At 70.8% G+C, this 14,586-nt stretch carries 10 protein-coding genes and 1 pseudogene; 4 read left to right on the top strand and 7 right to left on the bottom strand.

The annotated features are described in order from the left end of the window. Positions 1–5 precede the first annotated feature (5 nt). Both AVAK2825_RS15850 and AVAK2825_RS15845 read right to left on the bottom strand, forming a co-directional pair. Complete coding sequence (locus AVAK2825_RS15850) at positions 6–512, bottom strand: arsenate reductase ArsC (RefSeq protein WP_284400557.1); 507 nt, start codon at positions 510–512, stop codon at positions 6–8. Between the two features lie 77 nt (positions 513–589). Beyond that, positions 590–913 (bottom strand): ArsR/SmtB family transcription factor, encoded by a 324-nt coding sequence (locus AVAK2825_RS15845; protein ID WP_284400555.1) that lies wholly within the window; start codon positions 911–913, stop codon positions 590–592. 106 nt (positions 914–1,019) lie between these two features. On the opposite strand from AVAK2825_RS15845, the pseudogene AVAK2825_RS15840 reads away from it, so the two are divergent. Next, positions 1,020–2,977 (top strand): annotated as a pseudogene (locus AVAK2825_RS15840) (methyl-accepting chemotaxis protein). A gap of 42 nt (positions 2,978–3,019) precedes the next feature. On the opposite strand, the gene AVAK2825_RS15835 reads toward AVAK2825_RS15840, so the two are convergent. Together AVAK2825_RS15835 and ompR are read right to left on the bottom strand one after the other, a co-directional pair. Continuing rightward, positions 3,020–4,408 carry an ATP-binding protein gene (locus AVAK2825_RS15835; RefSeq protein WP_284400553.1) on the bottom strand — a complete coding sequence of 463 codons (1,389 nt, stop codon included), beginning with the start codon at positions 4,406–4,408 and terminating at the stop codon, positions 3,020–3,022. After that, entirely contained in the window at positions 4,405–5,160 is a 756-nt protein-coding gene (gene ompR / locus AVAK2825_RS15830) for an osmolarity response regulator transcription factor OmpR (RefSeq protein ID WP_284400551.1), read from the bottom strand. The genes AVAK2825_RS15835 and ompR overlap by 4 nt, the downstream gene beginning before the upstream one ends. A gap of 227 nt (positions 5,161–5,387) precedes the next feature. Here ompR and AVAK2825_RS15825 point away from each other — a divergent pair, with 227 nt between their 5' ends. The 3 genes from AVAK2825_RS15825 to AVAK2825_RS15815 all read left to right on the top strand — a co-directional run bounded on the left by AVAK2825_RS15825 (position 5,388) and on the right by AVAK2825_RS15815 (position 10,063). Further along, positions 5,388–6,416 (top strand): alpha/beta hydrolase, encoded by a 1,029-nt coding sequence (locus AVAK2825_RS15825; RefSeq protein ID WP_284400549.1) that lies wholly within the window; start codon positions 5,388–5,390, stop codon positions 6,414–6,416. Positions 6,417–6,659: 243 nt separating this feature from the next. Next, complete coding sequence (locus AVAK2825_RS15820; RefSeq protein WP_502870555.1) at positions 6,660–8,561, top strand: DUF1800 domain-containing protein; 1,902 nt, start codon at positions 6,660–6,662, stop codon at positions 8,559–8,561. A gap of 38 nt (positions 8,562–8,599) precedes the next feature. Further along, the gene (locus AVAK2825_RS15815) at positions 8,600–10,063 is read left to right on the top strand and encodes a DUF1501 domain-containing protein (RefSeq protein WP_284400545.1); all 1,464 of its coding nucleotides are present in this window, start codon (positions 8,600–8,602) and stop codon (positions 10,061–10,063) included. A 28-nt stretch (positions 10,064–10,091) separates the two neighbouring features. Here AVAK2825_RS15815 and AVAK2825_RS15810 read toward each other — a convergent pair whose 3' ends face one another. From AVAK2825_RS15810 to uvrA, 3 genes are all read right to left on the bottom strand, one after another. Next, positions 10,092–10,511 (bottom strand): hypothetical protein, encoded by a 420-nt coding sequence (locus AVAK2825_RS15810; protein WP_284400833.1) that lies wholly within the window; start codon positions 10,509–10,511, stop codon positions 10,092–10,094. Then, positions 10,511–11,404 (bottom strand): DUF6402 family protein, encoded by an 894-nt coding sequence (locus AVAK2825_RS15805; RefSeq protein ID WP_284400543.1) that lies wholly within the window; start codon positions 11,402–11,404, stop codon positions 10,511–10,513. Before AVAK2825_RS15805 ends, AVAK2825_RS15810 begins: the two co-directional genes overlap by 1 nt. A gap of 117 nt (positions 11,405–11,521) precedes the next feature. Further along, complete coding sequence (gene uvrA, locus AVAK2825_RS15800; protein ID WP_284400831.1) at positions 11,522–14,542, bottom strand: excinuclease ABC subunit UvrA; 3,021 nt, start codon at positions 14,540–14,542, stop codon at positions 11,522–11,524. Positions 14,543–14,586 lie beyond the last annotated feature (44 nt).

Here is a 14,586-nt window from a genome sequence, read left to right as displayed (position 1 = left end):
TGCCCTCAATCGCAGGCCAGTTGGCGGACGCTGGCTTGCAGCACGGCGGGGTCCAGCCGGTCCGGCGGCAGGGCGACCAGCCGCTCCAGTTGCCGCTTCATGGCGTGCAGCGTGTTGCGGAACGCGCCCAGCTTCTCGGCATCGGTGCCGCCGCCTTCGCTGGGGTCGGCATGGCACCAGTGGGCCGTGGCCGGGTGCCCCGGCCAGATCGGGCACACCTCGCCGGCCGCGCTGTCGCAGACGGTGATGACCAGGTCCATGGCGGGCGCCCCCGGCGCGGCGAATTCGTCCCAGCTTTTGCTGCGCAGGCCGTCGGTCGCAATGCCTGCGCTGCGCAGCACCTGGATGCCCAGCGGATTGGGCCGCTGGTGGGCGCGCGGGTGGCTGCCGGCGGAGTGGGCCTGGAAGCGGCCCCGGCCCAGGTCGTTGAGCAGGGCCTCGGCCAGGATGCTGCGGGCCGCGTTGTGGGTGCAGAGAAAGAGGACGTTCAGGGCGCGTGGGGTGTCGCTCATGGAGGGCTCCGGAGGGCCGGCAGTGCGATGGGGCGAAAGAGCCCGGAGTGGCTGAAGCCCACGCGTGGCCGGCATGGCTAGCACGGGCATGCGTTGGCGGCGGCGGGAAGGCACGGCGCGCCCTGGCAGCAGTTTTCGGTGAGATAGGCCAGCAGGGCGTTCATGGCCGGGTAGGCGGCGCGGTAGATCAGGTTGCGGCCCTGGCGCTCCTGGCTGACGAGGCCTGCGTGCGTCAGTTCCTTGAGGTGGAACGACAGGGTGTTGGGCGCGATCTCCAGGCGCTCGGCCAGGGCGCCGGGCGTGAGGCCGTCCTCGCCCGCCACCACCAGCGCCCGAAAGACACGCAGGCGCACGGCCTGCGCCAGCGCGGCCAGGGCTTTGACCACATCGGATTCATTCATGCTTCGACTATACAACAATCATTGAATTATTAAGATGAAAGCGGAAGACAAGGGGCAGAGGCACATGTCTTGCTAGACCCCAGAACCAAACATTTGTTTACACAAAATGCCCATCCTCCACCGCCTCACCCTGCTTCAGAAATTCCTGATCCTCGGCGTGATCGCCGTGCTGATGTCCGCGCTACCCACCGGGCTGTACGTGCGCGGCGCGCTGCAGGAGATCGGCGATGCGCGCCACGAGAGCGCGGGCGCGCCGGCCATCATCGCGGTCAACCAGGCCGCGCAGTGGCTGCAGGTGCACCGGGGCCTGTCGGCCGCCATGCTCAACGGGGACGAGGTGCTGGGCGCGCGCCGGCCCGCCGTGCGCGATGCGATGAACAAGGCCCTGGCCGAGGCCGACCGGCAGATGGCGGCCGCCGCAGCCCCCGCGCCGCAGCCCCCGCGGCGCAGGCCTGGCGCGCGCTGGAGCAGGCCGTGGCGGCCCGCGCGCTGCCCGCCGCGCAGGCCCTGGCGCAGCACACGCAGCTGGTGGCCGACCTGCTGCGGGTGAGCGAGGAGCTGCTGCACGCCTACGGCTTCCAGACCGATCCCGACACCGCCACGCAGGACCTGATCCAGGCCTCGCTGGTCCACGCCCCGCTGCTGGGCGAAAAAATCGGCCTGCTGCGCGGCCAGGGCGCCGGGTACCTCGCGCGCGCCAGCCTGCCGCCCGAGGGCAAGGGCTCGCTGCAGGCGCTGCAGCAGCGCGTGGGCGAGCTGGAGGAAAGCACCTTCCGCAATTTCGACCGCGCCATGGCCGGCGATGCCGGCCTGCAGCAGGCGCTGGGCGCCCAGGTGTCGGCCGTGCGCCAGCGCGTGGCCGCATCGCGCGGCCTGGCCGACCGGGGGCTGCTCAAGGCCACCGAGATCACCCTGCCCGCCAAGGACTACTTCGACGACCTCTCGGCCACCATCGAGGCGCTGAGCGCCCTGAACGCCACCGCCATGTCCAGCCTGGATGCGGCGCTGCAGCAGCGCGTGGCCCGCCACCAGCGTGCCCTGGGTGTCGCCGCGCTGGCCATGGTGCTGGCGCTGGCCCTCGCGGGCGGGCTGGCGGCGGTCTTCGTGCGCTCCATCACCCGGCCGCTGGCGCAGGCCGTGGACCTGGCCAGCGCCGTGGCCGCGGGCGACCTGAGCGGCGAGGACACCGCCCACGGCAGCAACGAGGTGGGCCGGCTCATCGCCGCGCAGCAGCAGATGCGCGCGCGCCTCAAGCCCATGGTGGCGCAGGTGCGCAGCGGCTCCGAGGGCGTGGCCACCGCCAGCGCCCAGATCGCCCAGGGCAACATGGACCTGTCGGCCCGCACCGAGGCCCAGGCCAGCGCGCTGGAGGAAACCGCCGCCTCCATGGAGGAGATGACCGCCACCGTGCGCCAGAACGCCGACAGCGCGCGGCAGGCCAACCAGCTCGCCGAACACGCCAGCACCGTGGCCGTGCAGGGCGGCGCCGTGGTCACGCGCGTGGTGGAGACCATGCAGGGCATCCACGCCGCCTCGCGCAAGATCGGCGACATCATCGGCGTGATCGACGGCATCGCCTTCCAGACCAACATCCTGGCGCTGAACGCCGCGGTGGAAGCCGCCCGCGCGGGCGAGCAGGGCCGAGGCTTCGCCGTCGTGGCCGGCGAGGTGCGCAGCCTGGCGCAGCGCAGCGCCGAGGCGGCCAAGGAGATCAAGGCGCTGATCGGCGCCAGCGTAGAGCGGGTGGCGCAGGGCAGCGCCCTGGCCGATCAGGCGGGCAGCACCATGACCGACGTGGTCACCGCCATCCGCCGCGTGACGGACATCATGGGCGAGATCAGCGCGGCCAGCCACGAGCAGTCGCTGGGCGTCTCCCAGGTGGGCGAGGCCGTCACCGAGATGGACCAGGCCACCCAGCAGAACGCTGCGCTGGTCGAGGAGATGGCCGCCGCGGCGAACAGCCTGCGGGCGCAGGCGGAAGAACTGGTGCGGGCGGCGGGGGTGTTCCGGCTGGGGGCCGGGGATGCGGTGGTTCAGCCGGGCGATACGCTACAAATTCGATAGCAATATGCCCTAGTGCTGATTGCGCTGGAGCCCTATTTTTCGCTAATCCTTTTCCAGTCCACCAGCGCCGTTCTCCCGCGGCAGCACGATGCGCGCCCGCAGCCCCTGCCCGGGCGCGGCATGCAGTTCCAGCGTGCCCCCGTGCGCCCGCGCCACGCGCTCCACGATCGCCAGGCCCAGCCCCGCCCCCGGCGACCCCGAGCGCGCCGCGCCGCCGCGCGCGAACGGCTCGCGCACGCGGGCGAGGTCCTGCGGCGCGATGCCCGGGCCGCCGTCCTGCACCTCGATCCACGCGGCCGACCCCTGCGCGGCCCCGCCCGTGCGCAGCACCACGGGGGCGGCGCCGTGGCGCCAGGCGTTCTCCACCAGATTGTCCACGGCGCGGCGCAGGGCCTGGGGGCGCAGGGGCAGCGGCGGGGCGCCGCCCGGCTCCACGCGCACCGTGCGGCCGTGGTCCGCCTGGGCCTGGGCGACGGCGTCGGCCAGGGCGTCGAGCGATTCGCGCACCGGGGCCTCGGCCTCGCCCACCCGGGCGAAGTCGAGGAACTGGCCGACGATGGCATCCATCTCGTCGATGCTGCGCGCCATGCTGGCGGCCAGGTCGCCGTCCAGCCGGGGCTGCGCGATCTCCACGCCCAGGCGCAGCTTGGTGAGCGGCGTGCGCAGGTCGTGCGACACGCCGGCCAGCATCAGTGCGCGGTCGTGGTCGGCGCGGGCCAGGGCGCGCGCCATGGCGTTGATGCTGCGGCTGACGGTGGCGAGTTCCTCGGGCCCCTCCTCCGGCAGGAGCGGCGGCGGCTGGCCGCGTGCGATGCGCCGGGCCGCCGCCACCACGCGCGCCAGCGGCCGGTGCAGGTGCCGCTGCAGCCACCAGGCCGCGGCCAGCGCCAGCAGCATGCCGGCCACCGTGGCCATCAGCCAGGCACCCGTGGCCTCCCGCGTGGGGAACAGGCCGGGCAGGCCGAGCCAGTGGTCCGCGCCGTCGAAGGACACGCGCAGCACGAGCCCGCCGGCCTCGTCGCGCCGCCAGCGGGGGGCGGTGGCGACGCCAGCGCGGTCGGGATCGGCCGCCAGGCGGCGCTCCACGGCCTGCATGAAGGTGCGCTCCACGGGCGAGGGCCGCGCGCCGGGCGCGGCGCCAGCGGCCGTGCCGGCCAACTGCCGGGCGCGGCGGTTGAAGGCATCGGTGAAGGCCGCCCGCTGCGCAGGGGGCAGCGCGGCCAGCCCGGCGCGCAGCGCATCGACATGGCGGGCCACGCCCTCGGCCACCTGCTCGGCGCGGGGGCGCAGGACCATCTGCCGTGCCACCCAGGCCGCGCACAGCTGGCCCAGCACCACCAGGGCCGCCACCAGCAGCCACTGCCGCCCGAGCAGGCTGCGCGGCCAGCGCGCGCGGCGCGCCCCGGTGGCGGACCCGGCCGGGGCGCTCATGGGGCGGCCTCCGCGCCATCGGCGGGCGGCGGCGCCGTGGCATCCGGCACGAACACGTAGCCCACGCCCCACACGGTGCGGATGTGGCGCGGCCGGGCCGGGTCCGCCTCGATCAGCTTGCGCAGGCGCATGACCTGCACATCGATGCTGCGGTCGGTGGCGGCATGCGCCGGCCCGTGGGCGAGCGCGATGAGCCGGTCGCGCCCCAGCGGGCGGTGCGGGTGGCCGGCCAGCACGCGCAGCAGCGCGAATTCGGCGGTGGTGATGGGCAAGTCCTGCCCCGCGCGTTCCAGCCGGCGCTCGTCCAGCCACAGCGTGAAATCGCCGAACGCCACGCGCCCGGCCGAGGGCGCGGGGCCGGCGTGCGCACCCAGCATGCGCTGGCGCCGCACCATGGCCTGGATGCGCGCGAGCAGTTCGCGCGGCTGAAAGGGTTTGGGCAGGTAGTCGTCGGCGCCCATCTCCAGGCCGACGATGCGGTCCACCGGGTCGCCCCGCGCGGTCAGCATGAGGATGGGAATGGTCTCGCCCTGCGCGCGCAGGCGGCGGCAGATGGCCAAGCCGTCCTCGCCCGGCATCATCACGTCCAGCACCAGCACGTCGAAGCGCTCGCGCGCCAGCAGCCGGTCGAGCGGGCCGGCGCCGTCGACCGTGCGCACGGCGTAGCCGTGGTCGCCCAGGTAGCGCTCCAGCAGCGCCCGCAGGTCGGGTTCGTCATCGGCCACCAGAATCCGGGCCAGCGCATCGGTCATGGAAAAACCCCTGTGATTGACCGCGATGGTAGGGCCGGCCCGCGGCGCCATCGGCATGCCCGTGTCAGGCCATGACAGGGCCTGGCGCAGCGGTCATGGTTTGTCATCACTTGGAATGCGCGGGCCATCGTTTTGGAACGGTGGCGCGGCACAGTGGCGGCGAGGGCGCAGCGATCCGCGCACGGCGCCCCACCCAACCGCCACTGCCCTCCCAGGAGCCCGATGCCATGACCGCCCCCGCCCACACCGCCACCCACTCGCCGTCCCACCGCCTTGCGCCCCTTGGACTGCGCCATCCGCTCGTGGCCGCGCTGCTGCTGGCCGGCGCCGCATGGGCTTTGCCGGCGCAGGCCCAGGGGCCCTGGCAGGAGCGCTGGGCCGGGGGCGGGGGCCTGAAGGCCGTCGGGTGGCTGGGGGAGCAGGACCCCCGCAGCATTTCGCGGCTGCCCGAGGGCGTGCAGCGCCTCTTCGACGTGCCCTACGGCAACGACCCGCTGCAGCGCATGGACGTGTACCTGCCGCCCGCCTCCGCGCGGCCGGCCGCCGGGCCACGGGCGCCGATCCTCTTCATGGTCCACGGCGGCGCGTGGCGCACGGGCGACAAGGCCATGGAGCGCGTGGTGCAGGAGAAGGTGGCGCGCTGGGTGCCGCTCGGTTTCGTGCTGGTGTCGGTCAACTACCGGCTGCTGCCGGACACGGGCGTGGCGCTGCAGGCGCACGACGTGGCCACGGCCCTCGCCACGGTCCAGCAGCGGGCGGCGCAGTGGGGGGCCGACGGCACCCGGACCGTGCTCATGGGCCATTCGGCGGGCGCGCACCTGGTGGCGCTGCTGAACGCCCAGCCGGCGCTGGCGCAGCGCGCAGGCGCGGTGCCCTGGCTGGGCGCGGTGTCGCTGGACAGCGCGGTGCTGGACCTGCCCGCCCTCATGGGGACGCCCCACGCCGCGCTCTACGACGAGGCCTTCGGCGACGACCCGGCCTATTGGACGGCACTGTCGCCCTACGACCAACTGGTGCCGGGCACGGCGCCGTTCCAGTTCGTGTGCTCGACCGTGCGCCCGGACCACCCGTGCCAGCAGGCCGTGCACATGGCCCGCCGCGTGCGCGAGGCCGGCAGCCGCGCCGAGGTGCTGCCGCAGGCGCTCTCGCATGGCGACATCAACGGCACCCTCGGCCTGGACAGCGACTACACGCGCGCCGTGGAAGCGTTCATGGCCTCGCTGGACGGCGAGGTGGCGCGGCGGCTGGGGCGCTGACGGCGCGGCCGGGCGCCGGCCGGGCATGGCGGCCGAGGAAGCAGACCGGCGCGCCCCGCTGCGGGCGGTAACAACCGGACACAGACCGGATGTAACAGCTGCATCGGCCTGTCATCGGAATGGGCGGGCACGCCGTTCCCAAAAATTCCTGCCCCTCCTCGCGCGCCGCCGTCGCCCCGACGCCCCGGCGATGCCCGTGTCCCCATCCGCCACGCTCCCGTTCGCCCGGGACAGACGCCCATGATGCTGACCCCCGCGGCACCCGCCCTCGGCGCCGACCACCCTGCGCCCCACCCATCAGGCCCATCGCCGGCCCCGCAGCCCACCTCGCTCCTCGCCCCCTCGCTGCCTTCCAGTGCCCCGGCCGCCGGCGCCGCCGCGCTGACGGCCGCCCTGCTGGCCGCCTGCGGCGGCGGTGGGGGTGGCAGCGAAGACAGCGGCACCAGCCCGCCGCCCCCCGCGGGCACCCCCGCCCCCAGCCCGGCGCCCTCGGGCGGCGGCACGGGGGCCGTGAACGCCCCGGCCACCGACGAGGAGGCCGCGCGGTTTCTGTTGCAGGCGCAGTTCTCGGCCACCGACGAATCCATCGCCGAGGTGCGCGGCCAGGGCTACGCCGCCTGGCTGTCCAGCCAGTTCGCCCAGCCCATCGGCACCACGGGCACCGACTGGCTCACCCAGCGCGGCTACGGCGTGGCCAATGCCGACACGCGCTTCTACAACGGGGCCTACCCGGCCGACTTCATGCTGTGGAACCAGCTGTTCACTGCGGGCGACGCGGTGCGCAAGCGCGTGGCGCTGGCCCTGTCGGAGATCATGGTGGTCTCGGTCAACGGCCTGGACCAGACCTGGAACGCCTTCCTAGCCGCCGGCTACTGGGATGTGCTCAACACGCACGCGCTCGGCAACTTCCGCGCGCTGCTGGAGGCCGTGACGCTGAACCCGGCCATGGGCGTGTACCTGAACACGCGCGGCAACCAGAAGGAAGACGCCCGCACCGGCCGCCAGCCCGACGAGAACTACGCCCGCGAAGTGATGCAGCTGTTCACGCTGGGCCTGTACCAGCTCAACGCCGACGGCACCGAGCAGCGCGACGGCAGCGGCAACCGGCTGGAGACCTACACCGCCGCCGACGTGAGCAACCTGGCGCGCGTGTTCACCGGCTACGACTACGACCGCAGCCAGAACCAGCCCACCACCGTGGGCACCAGCACCGTGCCCAGCCCGCAGCAGGCCCGGCTGCCGATGGTGCTGACCGCCAGCCGGCATTCCACGCTGGCCGCCACGTTCCTGGGCACCACCGTCGGGGCCGGCACGCCCGGCGAGGCGGCGCTCAAGACGGCGCTCGATACCCTCTTCAACCACCCCAACGTCGGCCCCTTCATCGGCCGCCAGCTCATCCAGCGCCTGGTGACCAGCAACCCCAGCCCCGCCTACGTGGCGCGCGTGGCGGCGGCGTTCGCCAACAACGGCAGCGGCACCCGGGGCGACCTGCGCGCGGTGGTGGCCGCCGTGCTGCTCGACACCGAAGCGCGCAGCGCCACGGGGCTGGCGAACCCGCAGTTCGGCCGCCTGCGCGAGCCCATGGTGCGCTTCGTGCAATGGGGCCGCACCTTCGGGCTGCGCTCCGCGCAGGGCAGCTGGAAGATCGGCGACCTGAGCGACCCCGCCACGCGCCTGGGGCAAAGCCCGATGCGCGCGGGGTCGGTGTTCAACTTCTTTCGCCCCGGCTACGTGCCGCCGGCCACCGCCATGGCCGCCAACGGCCAGGTCGCGCCGGAGTTCCAGATCGTCAACGAAACCAGCGTGAGCGGCTACCTGAACTTCATGCAGAACGCCATCCGCAACGGCATCTTCGTGAACGCGCCCGACCTGCCGCAAAACGCCAGCAACGCGAGCAACGGCTTCGACATCGCCTGCACCTACGCCAACCTGCTGCCGCTGGTGACCGACGCCACGGCCCTGGTGCGCAAGGCAGCGCTGCTGCTGTCGGCGGGCCAGGTGTCCGCGGCCACGCAGGGCCGCATCGTGGCCGCGCTGAACACCACGCCCGTCACGGCGAGCAGCACCGCCGCCGTGCAGCTCAACCGCGTCGCCGCGGCCGTGCTGCTGGTGATGGCCAGCCCCGAATACCTCGTGCAGAAGTGACCGCCCCTGCCCCACGGACACGCCCACGGAACACGCCCATGCCCACGAACCCGTCCACCCCCTTCATCGACCCGGCCCGCCACACGCGCCGCGCCTTCCTGCGGCGCTCGGCCCAGCTGGCCGCCACCGGCACCGCGCTGCCGTTCGCCCTCAACCTCGCCGCTTTAGGCGAGGCCGCGGCGTTCGAAGCCAACGACTACAAGGCGCTGGTGTGCGTCTTCCTGTACGGTGGCAACGACTACGCCAACACCGTCGTGCCCTACGACAGCGCGCGCTACGCCCAGTACGCCACCATCCGCGGCGGCGGCGCGGACGGTGCCGCAGGCGGCATCGCGCTCGGTCGCAGTGCGCTGGGCGGCACCGTGCTGCAGCCGGCCAGCGCCCTCGCGGGCGGCCTGCAGTACGCGCTGCACCCCGCCATGACCGGCATGGCCGGCCTCTTCAACAGCGGGCGCGCGGCGGTGCAGCTCAACGTGGGGCCGCTGGTGGTGCCGCTCACGCGGGCGCAGTACGCCAGTGCCGACCGCCGCACCTACCCGCTGCCCCCGAAGCTCTTTTCGCACAACGACCAGCAGTCGGTGTGGCAATCGCAGGGCGCCGAAGGCTCCACCGTGGGCTGGGGCGGCAACCTGGGCGACCTCGCCCTGTCGGCCAACACCAACTCGCTGTTCACCTGCATCTCGGCCAGCGGCAACGCGGTGTTCCTCTCGGGCGACCAGGCGCTGCAGTACCAGATCAGCACCAGCGGCGCCGTGCCCATCAACGGGGTCAAGAACAACGTCTATGGATCGAGCGCCGTGCGCGGCGTGCTGAGCGAGCTGGTGCAGGCCGCCAGCGCCCACGCGATGGAGGCCGAATACGCGCGCGTGACGCAGCGCTCCATCGGCTCGGAAGGGCAGATCTCCGCCGCGCTGGCGGGCGCGGGCGTGTCCACCGCGTTCCCGACGGGCAACCCCCTGGCCGACCAGCTCAAGGTGGTGGCGCGGCTGATCGCGGCGCGCGGCGCGCTGGGCACGCGGCGGCAGGTGTTCTTCGTGTCGATGGGCGGGTTTGACCTGCACGACAACCTGGTCTCGGGCCAGGCCGTGCTGATGGACCGCGTGAGCAGCGCCATGACCGCGTTCTACAACGCCACCGTGGAGCTGGGCGTGGCCGACAAGGTGACCGCCTTCACCGCGTCGGACTTCGGGCGCACGCTCACCTCGAACGGCGACGGCTCCGACCACGGCTGGGGCAGCCACCATTTCGTGGTCGGCGGCGCCGTGCGCGGCGCGGCCTTCTACGGCACGCCGCCGCCCATCAGCGTGGGCAATGGCAGCGGCAGCGAAGACCAGTGGCACGTGGGCCAGGGCCGCCTGCTGCCCAGCACCGCCGTGGACCAGTACGCGGCCACGATGGCGCGGTGGTTCGGGGTGGCGAATACCGAGATGGCGGGCGTGCTGCCGAGGCTGGGGAATTTCGGGGGAGCGGCGTATCCGGTGAATCTGGGGTTTTTGGGGTGATGGGTGGAGTGGTGATTGGAACGATGCCTCACTGCGGTGTGGAGTCAGTGCTGAGTGCGCAATCCGGCGGCATCGTTGGGTCCGTGCATTCGGAAGGAATGTCGTTAAAGAACACATCCCGCCCTACATAAACTTTGTTAGTGGCTACCGGTGCATCCAAATGCCAACTGGTCTCGCCATTCATCCAGAGATCGACCACTTCGCTTTCACCGATCAATGTCCTGGAATTGACCCGGTAGAGACGCACCACATAAGGCATCTTGTAGTCGTAATGGATGACACGTTGAATGATCGATGCCTTGTAGAACTCAAGGCGATAAACGCGGTGAGGACTGCTCTCACTGTCGAAGAAAGTGGGGGTCGCCGCGTACCAGACCAAAAAAATAGTTGCATTCAGTGCAAGGCACCAAACGATACAAGGCACTTTACGAAGATCTGACAGTTTTATCACCATTCCAGCTTCATCGGAAAAGGAAGACGCACACGGTGCACGTCGGATAGGACGATGAAGTCGCCACCACGCCCATGCTTTGCGCGCCATTTGCGAAAGTCCTCGTTCTGCACAAGGTAAGTGTGACCACGCGCTTTGCCCTCGCTCTCATGTGACCATTGCTCAGAAATTAAAACCTGCCCGCCTGGCGGATTCACGCGGCTGACACCGTCGTATCCCCAGAAGCCCAATGGCTGGGATAGGAAAGCCCGGTCTCCGTCGCTGAAGTCGTAAGAGTCGCGCAAATAAAAGCCCAGTTCGTCGATTGCGACTGCGGTTCTACCCGTCCCTTGTCGGGTGACCCATCCTGAAACGGCCACCTTGAGGGTCGCCTCGCCCATGGCTCCGTATAAATCATCCAGAGGATCGCTCATCCGGCCAAAGGTGAGGAAATTCACTTGGCAAGTCTCATCCAGCATTTTTGCGGCTTGAGCAAGATTGCCCAGCCTCCAACCTTGCGGGCTTCGAATCCCAATCCAATCGTCCGCACGTTTTTGCAACTGACGAATGCCAGCGGGAGTGGCCCAACTCACTTGCAGCTTGGCCAACGCAGCACGCACGCGAGCAAAGCCCAGCGCCCACCCCATGGTCACGACACCTTCTTCCAATTGCATGCTGCCAAGCGTCGTCGCCTTGTAAGGGGCACGCCCTTGCTTCATGTACTCAGGCATCTCATACCCTGCCCCCCGAAACCACCGCTCCATCAAAGCCGCCGCCACCGGCCATCCCATGCGCGATCGCATCACGCCCGGAATGTCATCCAGTTGAAAGAGCCGCACCTTGGGCGGCAGTTTTTTCTCCAGTTGCGCACGCAGGCGCTCCTGGTCCACTTGGACCATGCCCTTGTTCATGGGACCTCCCCGTTCCGTCTTCGGTTGTTTTTAGAACCGCGGATTCTGGGGGTAAAAACCGGCGCACGGCGCGGTTCGGGGCAACTGATTTGCCACCGAAAGTAACGTAACTATCGATCAGCCCTGCGCTGTGGACGGCAGGTAGCGCGCCAGGTACCGCCCGGTGTGGCTGGCCGGGTTGGCGGCCAGGTCTTCGGGCGTGCCCTCGCCCACCACGGTGCCGCCGCCGGCGCCGCCCTCGGGGCCCATGTCGATCACCCAGTCGGCCGTCTTGATGACGTCCAGGTTGTGCTCGATCACGACGATGGTGTTGCCCGCGTCGCGCAACTGGTGCAGCACCTTGAGCAGCAGGTCGATGTCGGCGAAGTGCAGGCCGGTGGTGGGCTCGTCGAGGATGTAGAGCGTGCGGCCGGTGTCGCGCTTGCTCAATTCCTGCGCGAGCTTCACGCGCTGGGCCTCGCCGCCCGAGAGCGTGGTGGCGGCCTGGCCCAGGCGGATGTACGACAGGCCCACGTCCAGCAGCGTCTGCAGCTTGCGCGCGATGGTGGGCACGTCCTTGAAGAACGCGAAGGCGTCTTCGACCGTGAGGTCGAGGATCTGCGCGATGTTCTTGCCCTTCCACAGGACTTCGAGCGTCTCGCGGTTGTAGCGCTGGCCGTGGCAGATGTCGCAGGGCACGTACACGTCGGGCAGAAAGTGCATCTCCACCTTCACCACGCCGTCGCCCTGGCAGGCCTCGCAGCGGCCGCCGGCCACGTTGAAGGAAAAGCGCCCGGGCCCGTAGCCGCGTTCCTTGGCGGTGTTCACCTCGGCCATCAGTTCGCGGATGGGCGTGAACAGGCCGGTGTAGGTGGCGGGGTTGCCGCGCGGCGTGCGGCCGATGGGGCTTTGGTCGACGTTGATGACCTTGTCGAAATACTCCATGCCCTCGATGGCCTCGTGCGGCGCGGGCTCGTCGTGCGCGCGGTAGAGCTGGCGCGCCACGGCGGCATACAGCGTGTCGTTGACGAGCGTGCTCTTGCCGGAGCCGGAGACGCCGGTCACGCAGGTGAGTAGGCCCACGGGGAACTCCACGCTCACGTTCTTCAGGCTGTGGCCTGTGGCGCCGACCACGCGCAGGGCCTGCAGCCGGCCCTGGGTGGCGCGGTGCTCGGCCTGGCGCTCGGCGCGCTGCTCCGCTCGGCGCTTGCTGGCCTCGGTTTCAGGGAAGCGCGATTTGCCCTTCTTCGCCGCTTCGGGGGCCGCGGGGGTGCCCTCCATCACGGGCAGCCACGGCGTGCGGCGCGGGGGAACGGGGATGAACAGCGTGCCCGACAGGTACTGGCCCGTGAGCGAATCGGGATGGCCGCGCACCGCGTCGTAGGTGCCCTGCGCCATCACGCGGCCGCCATGCACGCCGGCGCCGGGGCCCATGTCGATCACGTGGTCGGCGGCGCGCATCATGTCCTCGTCGTGCTCGACCACGATCACGCTGTTGCCGATGTCGCGCAGGTGCTGCAAGGTGGCGATCAGGCGGTCGTTGTCGCGCTGGTGCAGGCCGATGCTGGGCTCGTCGAGCACGTACATCACGCCGGTCAGGCCCGAGCCGATCTGGCTGGCCAGGCGGATGCGCTGGGCCTCGCCGCCCGAGAGCGTCTCGGCGCTGCGGTCCAGGCTCAGATAGTTCAGACCCACGTCGTTGAGGAACGTGAGGCGCGTGCCGATCTCGCGCACCACCTTGTCGGCGATCTCGGCCTTGGCGCCGGTGAGCTTGAGCTGCGAGAACCAGGTGTGCGCGTCGGCCAGCGTGGCGTGGCTCACCTCGTAGATGGCACGGGCCTGTTCGCCCTCGCCCACCTTCACGTGGCGCGCCTCCAGCCGCAGCCGCGCACCGTGGCATTCGGGGCAGGGCTGGGTGCTGCGGTAGCGCGCGAGTTCTTCGCGCACGACGACCGAATCGGTCTCGCGGTAGCGCCGCGCCATGTTGGGCAGGATGCCTTCGAAGGGGTGCTTCTTGACGATGGCCTTGCCCTTGTTGGCGCCGCTGTCCAGCACGTAGTTGAAAGCGATCTCCTCCTCGCCCGATCCGTACAGCACGGCCTGCTGCACCGGCGGGGTCAGCGATTCGTAGGGTGCCTCCACATCGAAGCGGTAGTGCCTGGCGAGGCTCTCCAGCATGGCGAAGTAGTAGCCGTTGCGCCGGTCCCAGCCCTTGATGGCGCCGCTGGCCAGGCTCAAGGACGGAAAGGCCACCACGCGCGCGGGATCGAACACCTCCTGCTGCCCGATGCCGTCGCAGGCCGGGCAGGCGCCCATGGGCGAGTTGAACGAGAACAGGCGTGGCTCCAACTCGGCCAGCGAATAGCTGCACACGGGGCAGGCGAACTTGCTGGAAAACAGGTGCTCCTGGCCGCCATCCATCTCCAGCGCCAGCACGCGTCCGTTGCCCTCCACGCCGCCCACGCGCAGGGCCGCCTCGAAGCTTTCGGCCAGGCGCTGCTGCATCTCGGCACGCACTTTCAGGCGGTCGATCACCACGTCCACGTCGTGCTTTTCGGTCTTCTTGAGCTGCGGCAGGCTTTCGTATTCGTAGATGGTGCCGTCCACCCGAAAGCGCACGTAGCCCAGCGCCTGCATCTGCGCGAAGAGTTCGGTGAACTCGCCCTTCTTGTCGCGCGCGACCGGGGCCAGCACCATGAGGCGGGTGTCCTCGGGCAGGGCCAGCACGGCGTCCACCATCTGGCTCACCGTCTGGGCGGCCAGCGGCAGGCCGTGGTAGGGGCAGTACGGCGTGCCGGCGCGCGCGTACAGCAGGCGCAGGTAGTCGTGGATCTCGGTCACCGTGCCCACGGTGGAGCGCGGGTTGTGGCTGGTGGCCTTCTGCTCGATCGAGATGGCCGGCGACAGGCCCTCGATCAGGTCCACGTCGGGCTTGTCCAGCCGGCCCAGGAACTGCCGCGCATAGGCCGACAGGCTCTCCACGTAGCGGCGCTGGCCCTCGGCATAGAGCGTGTCGAACGCCAGGCTGGACTTGCCCGAGCCCGACAGCCCGGTGATCACCACCAGCTGGTTGCGCGGGATGTCCAGGTCGATGTTCTTGAGGTTGTGCGTGCGCGCCCCGCGGATGCTGATGCGCGCCTGCTGCAGGGCGGCGCCCAGGTAGCGGCCGGCGGCCGGCGCCGCAGGGGCGTCGCCATCGTCGG

This window comes from Acidovorax sp. SUPP2825 (assembly GCF_030158995.1).
Lineage (GTDB): Bacteria > Pseudomonadota > Gammaproteobacteria > Burkholderiales > Burkholderiaceae_C > Paracidovorax.
The sequence above is the reverse complement of the archived record's forward strand: the minus strand, read 5'-3'. Positions and strand labels throughout refer to the sequence as shown.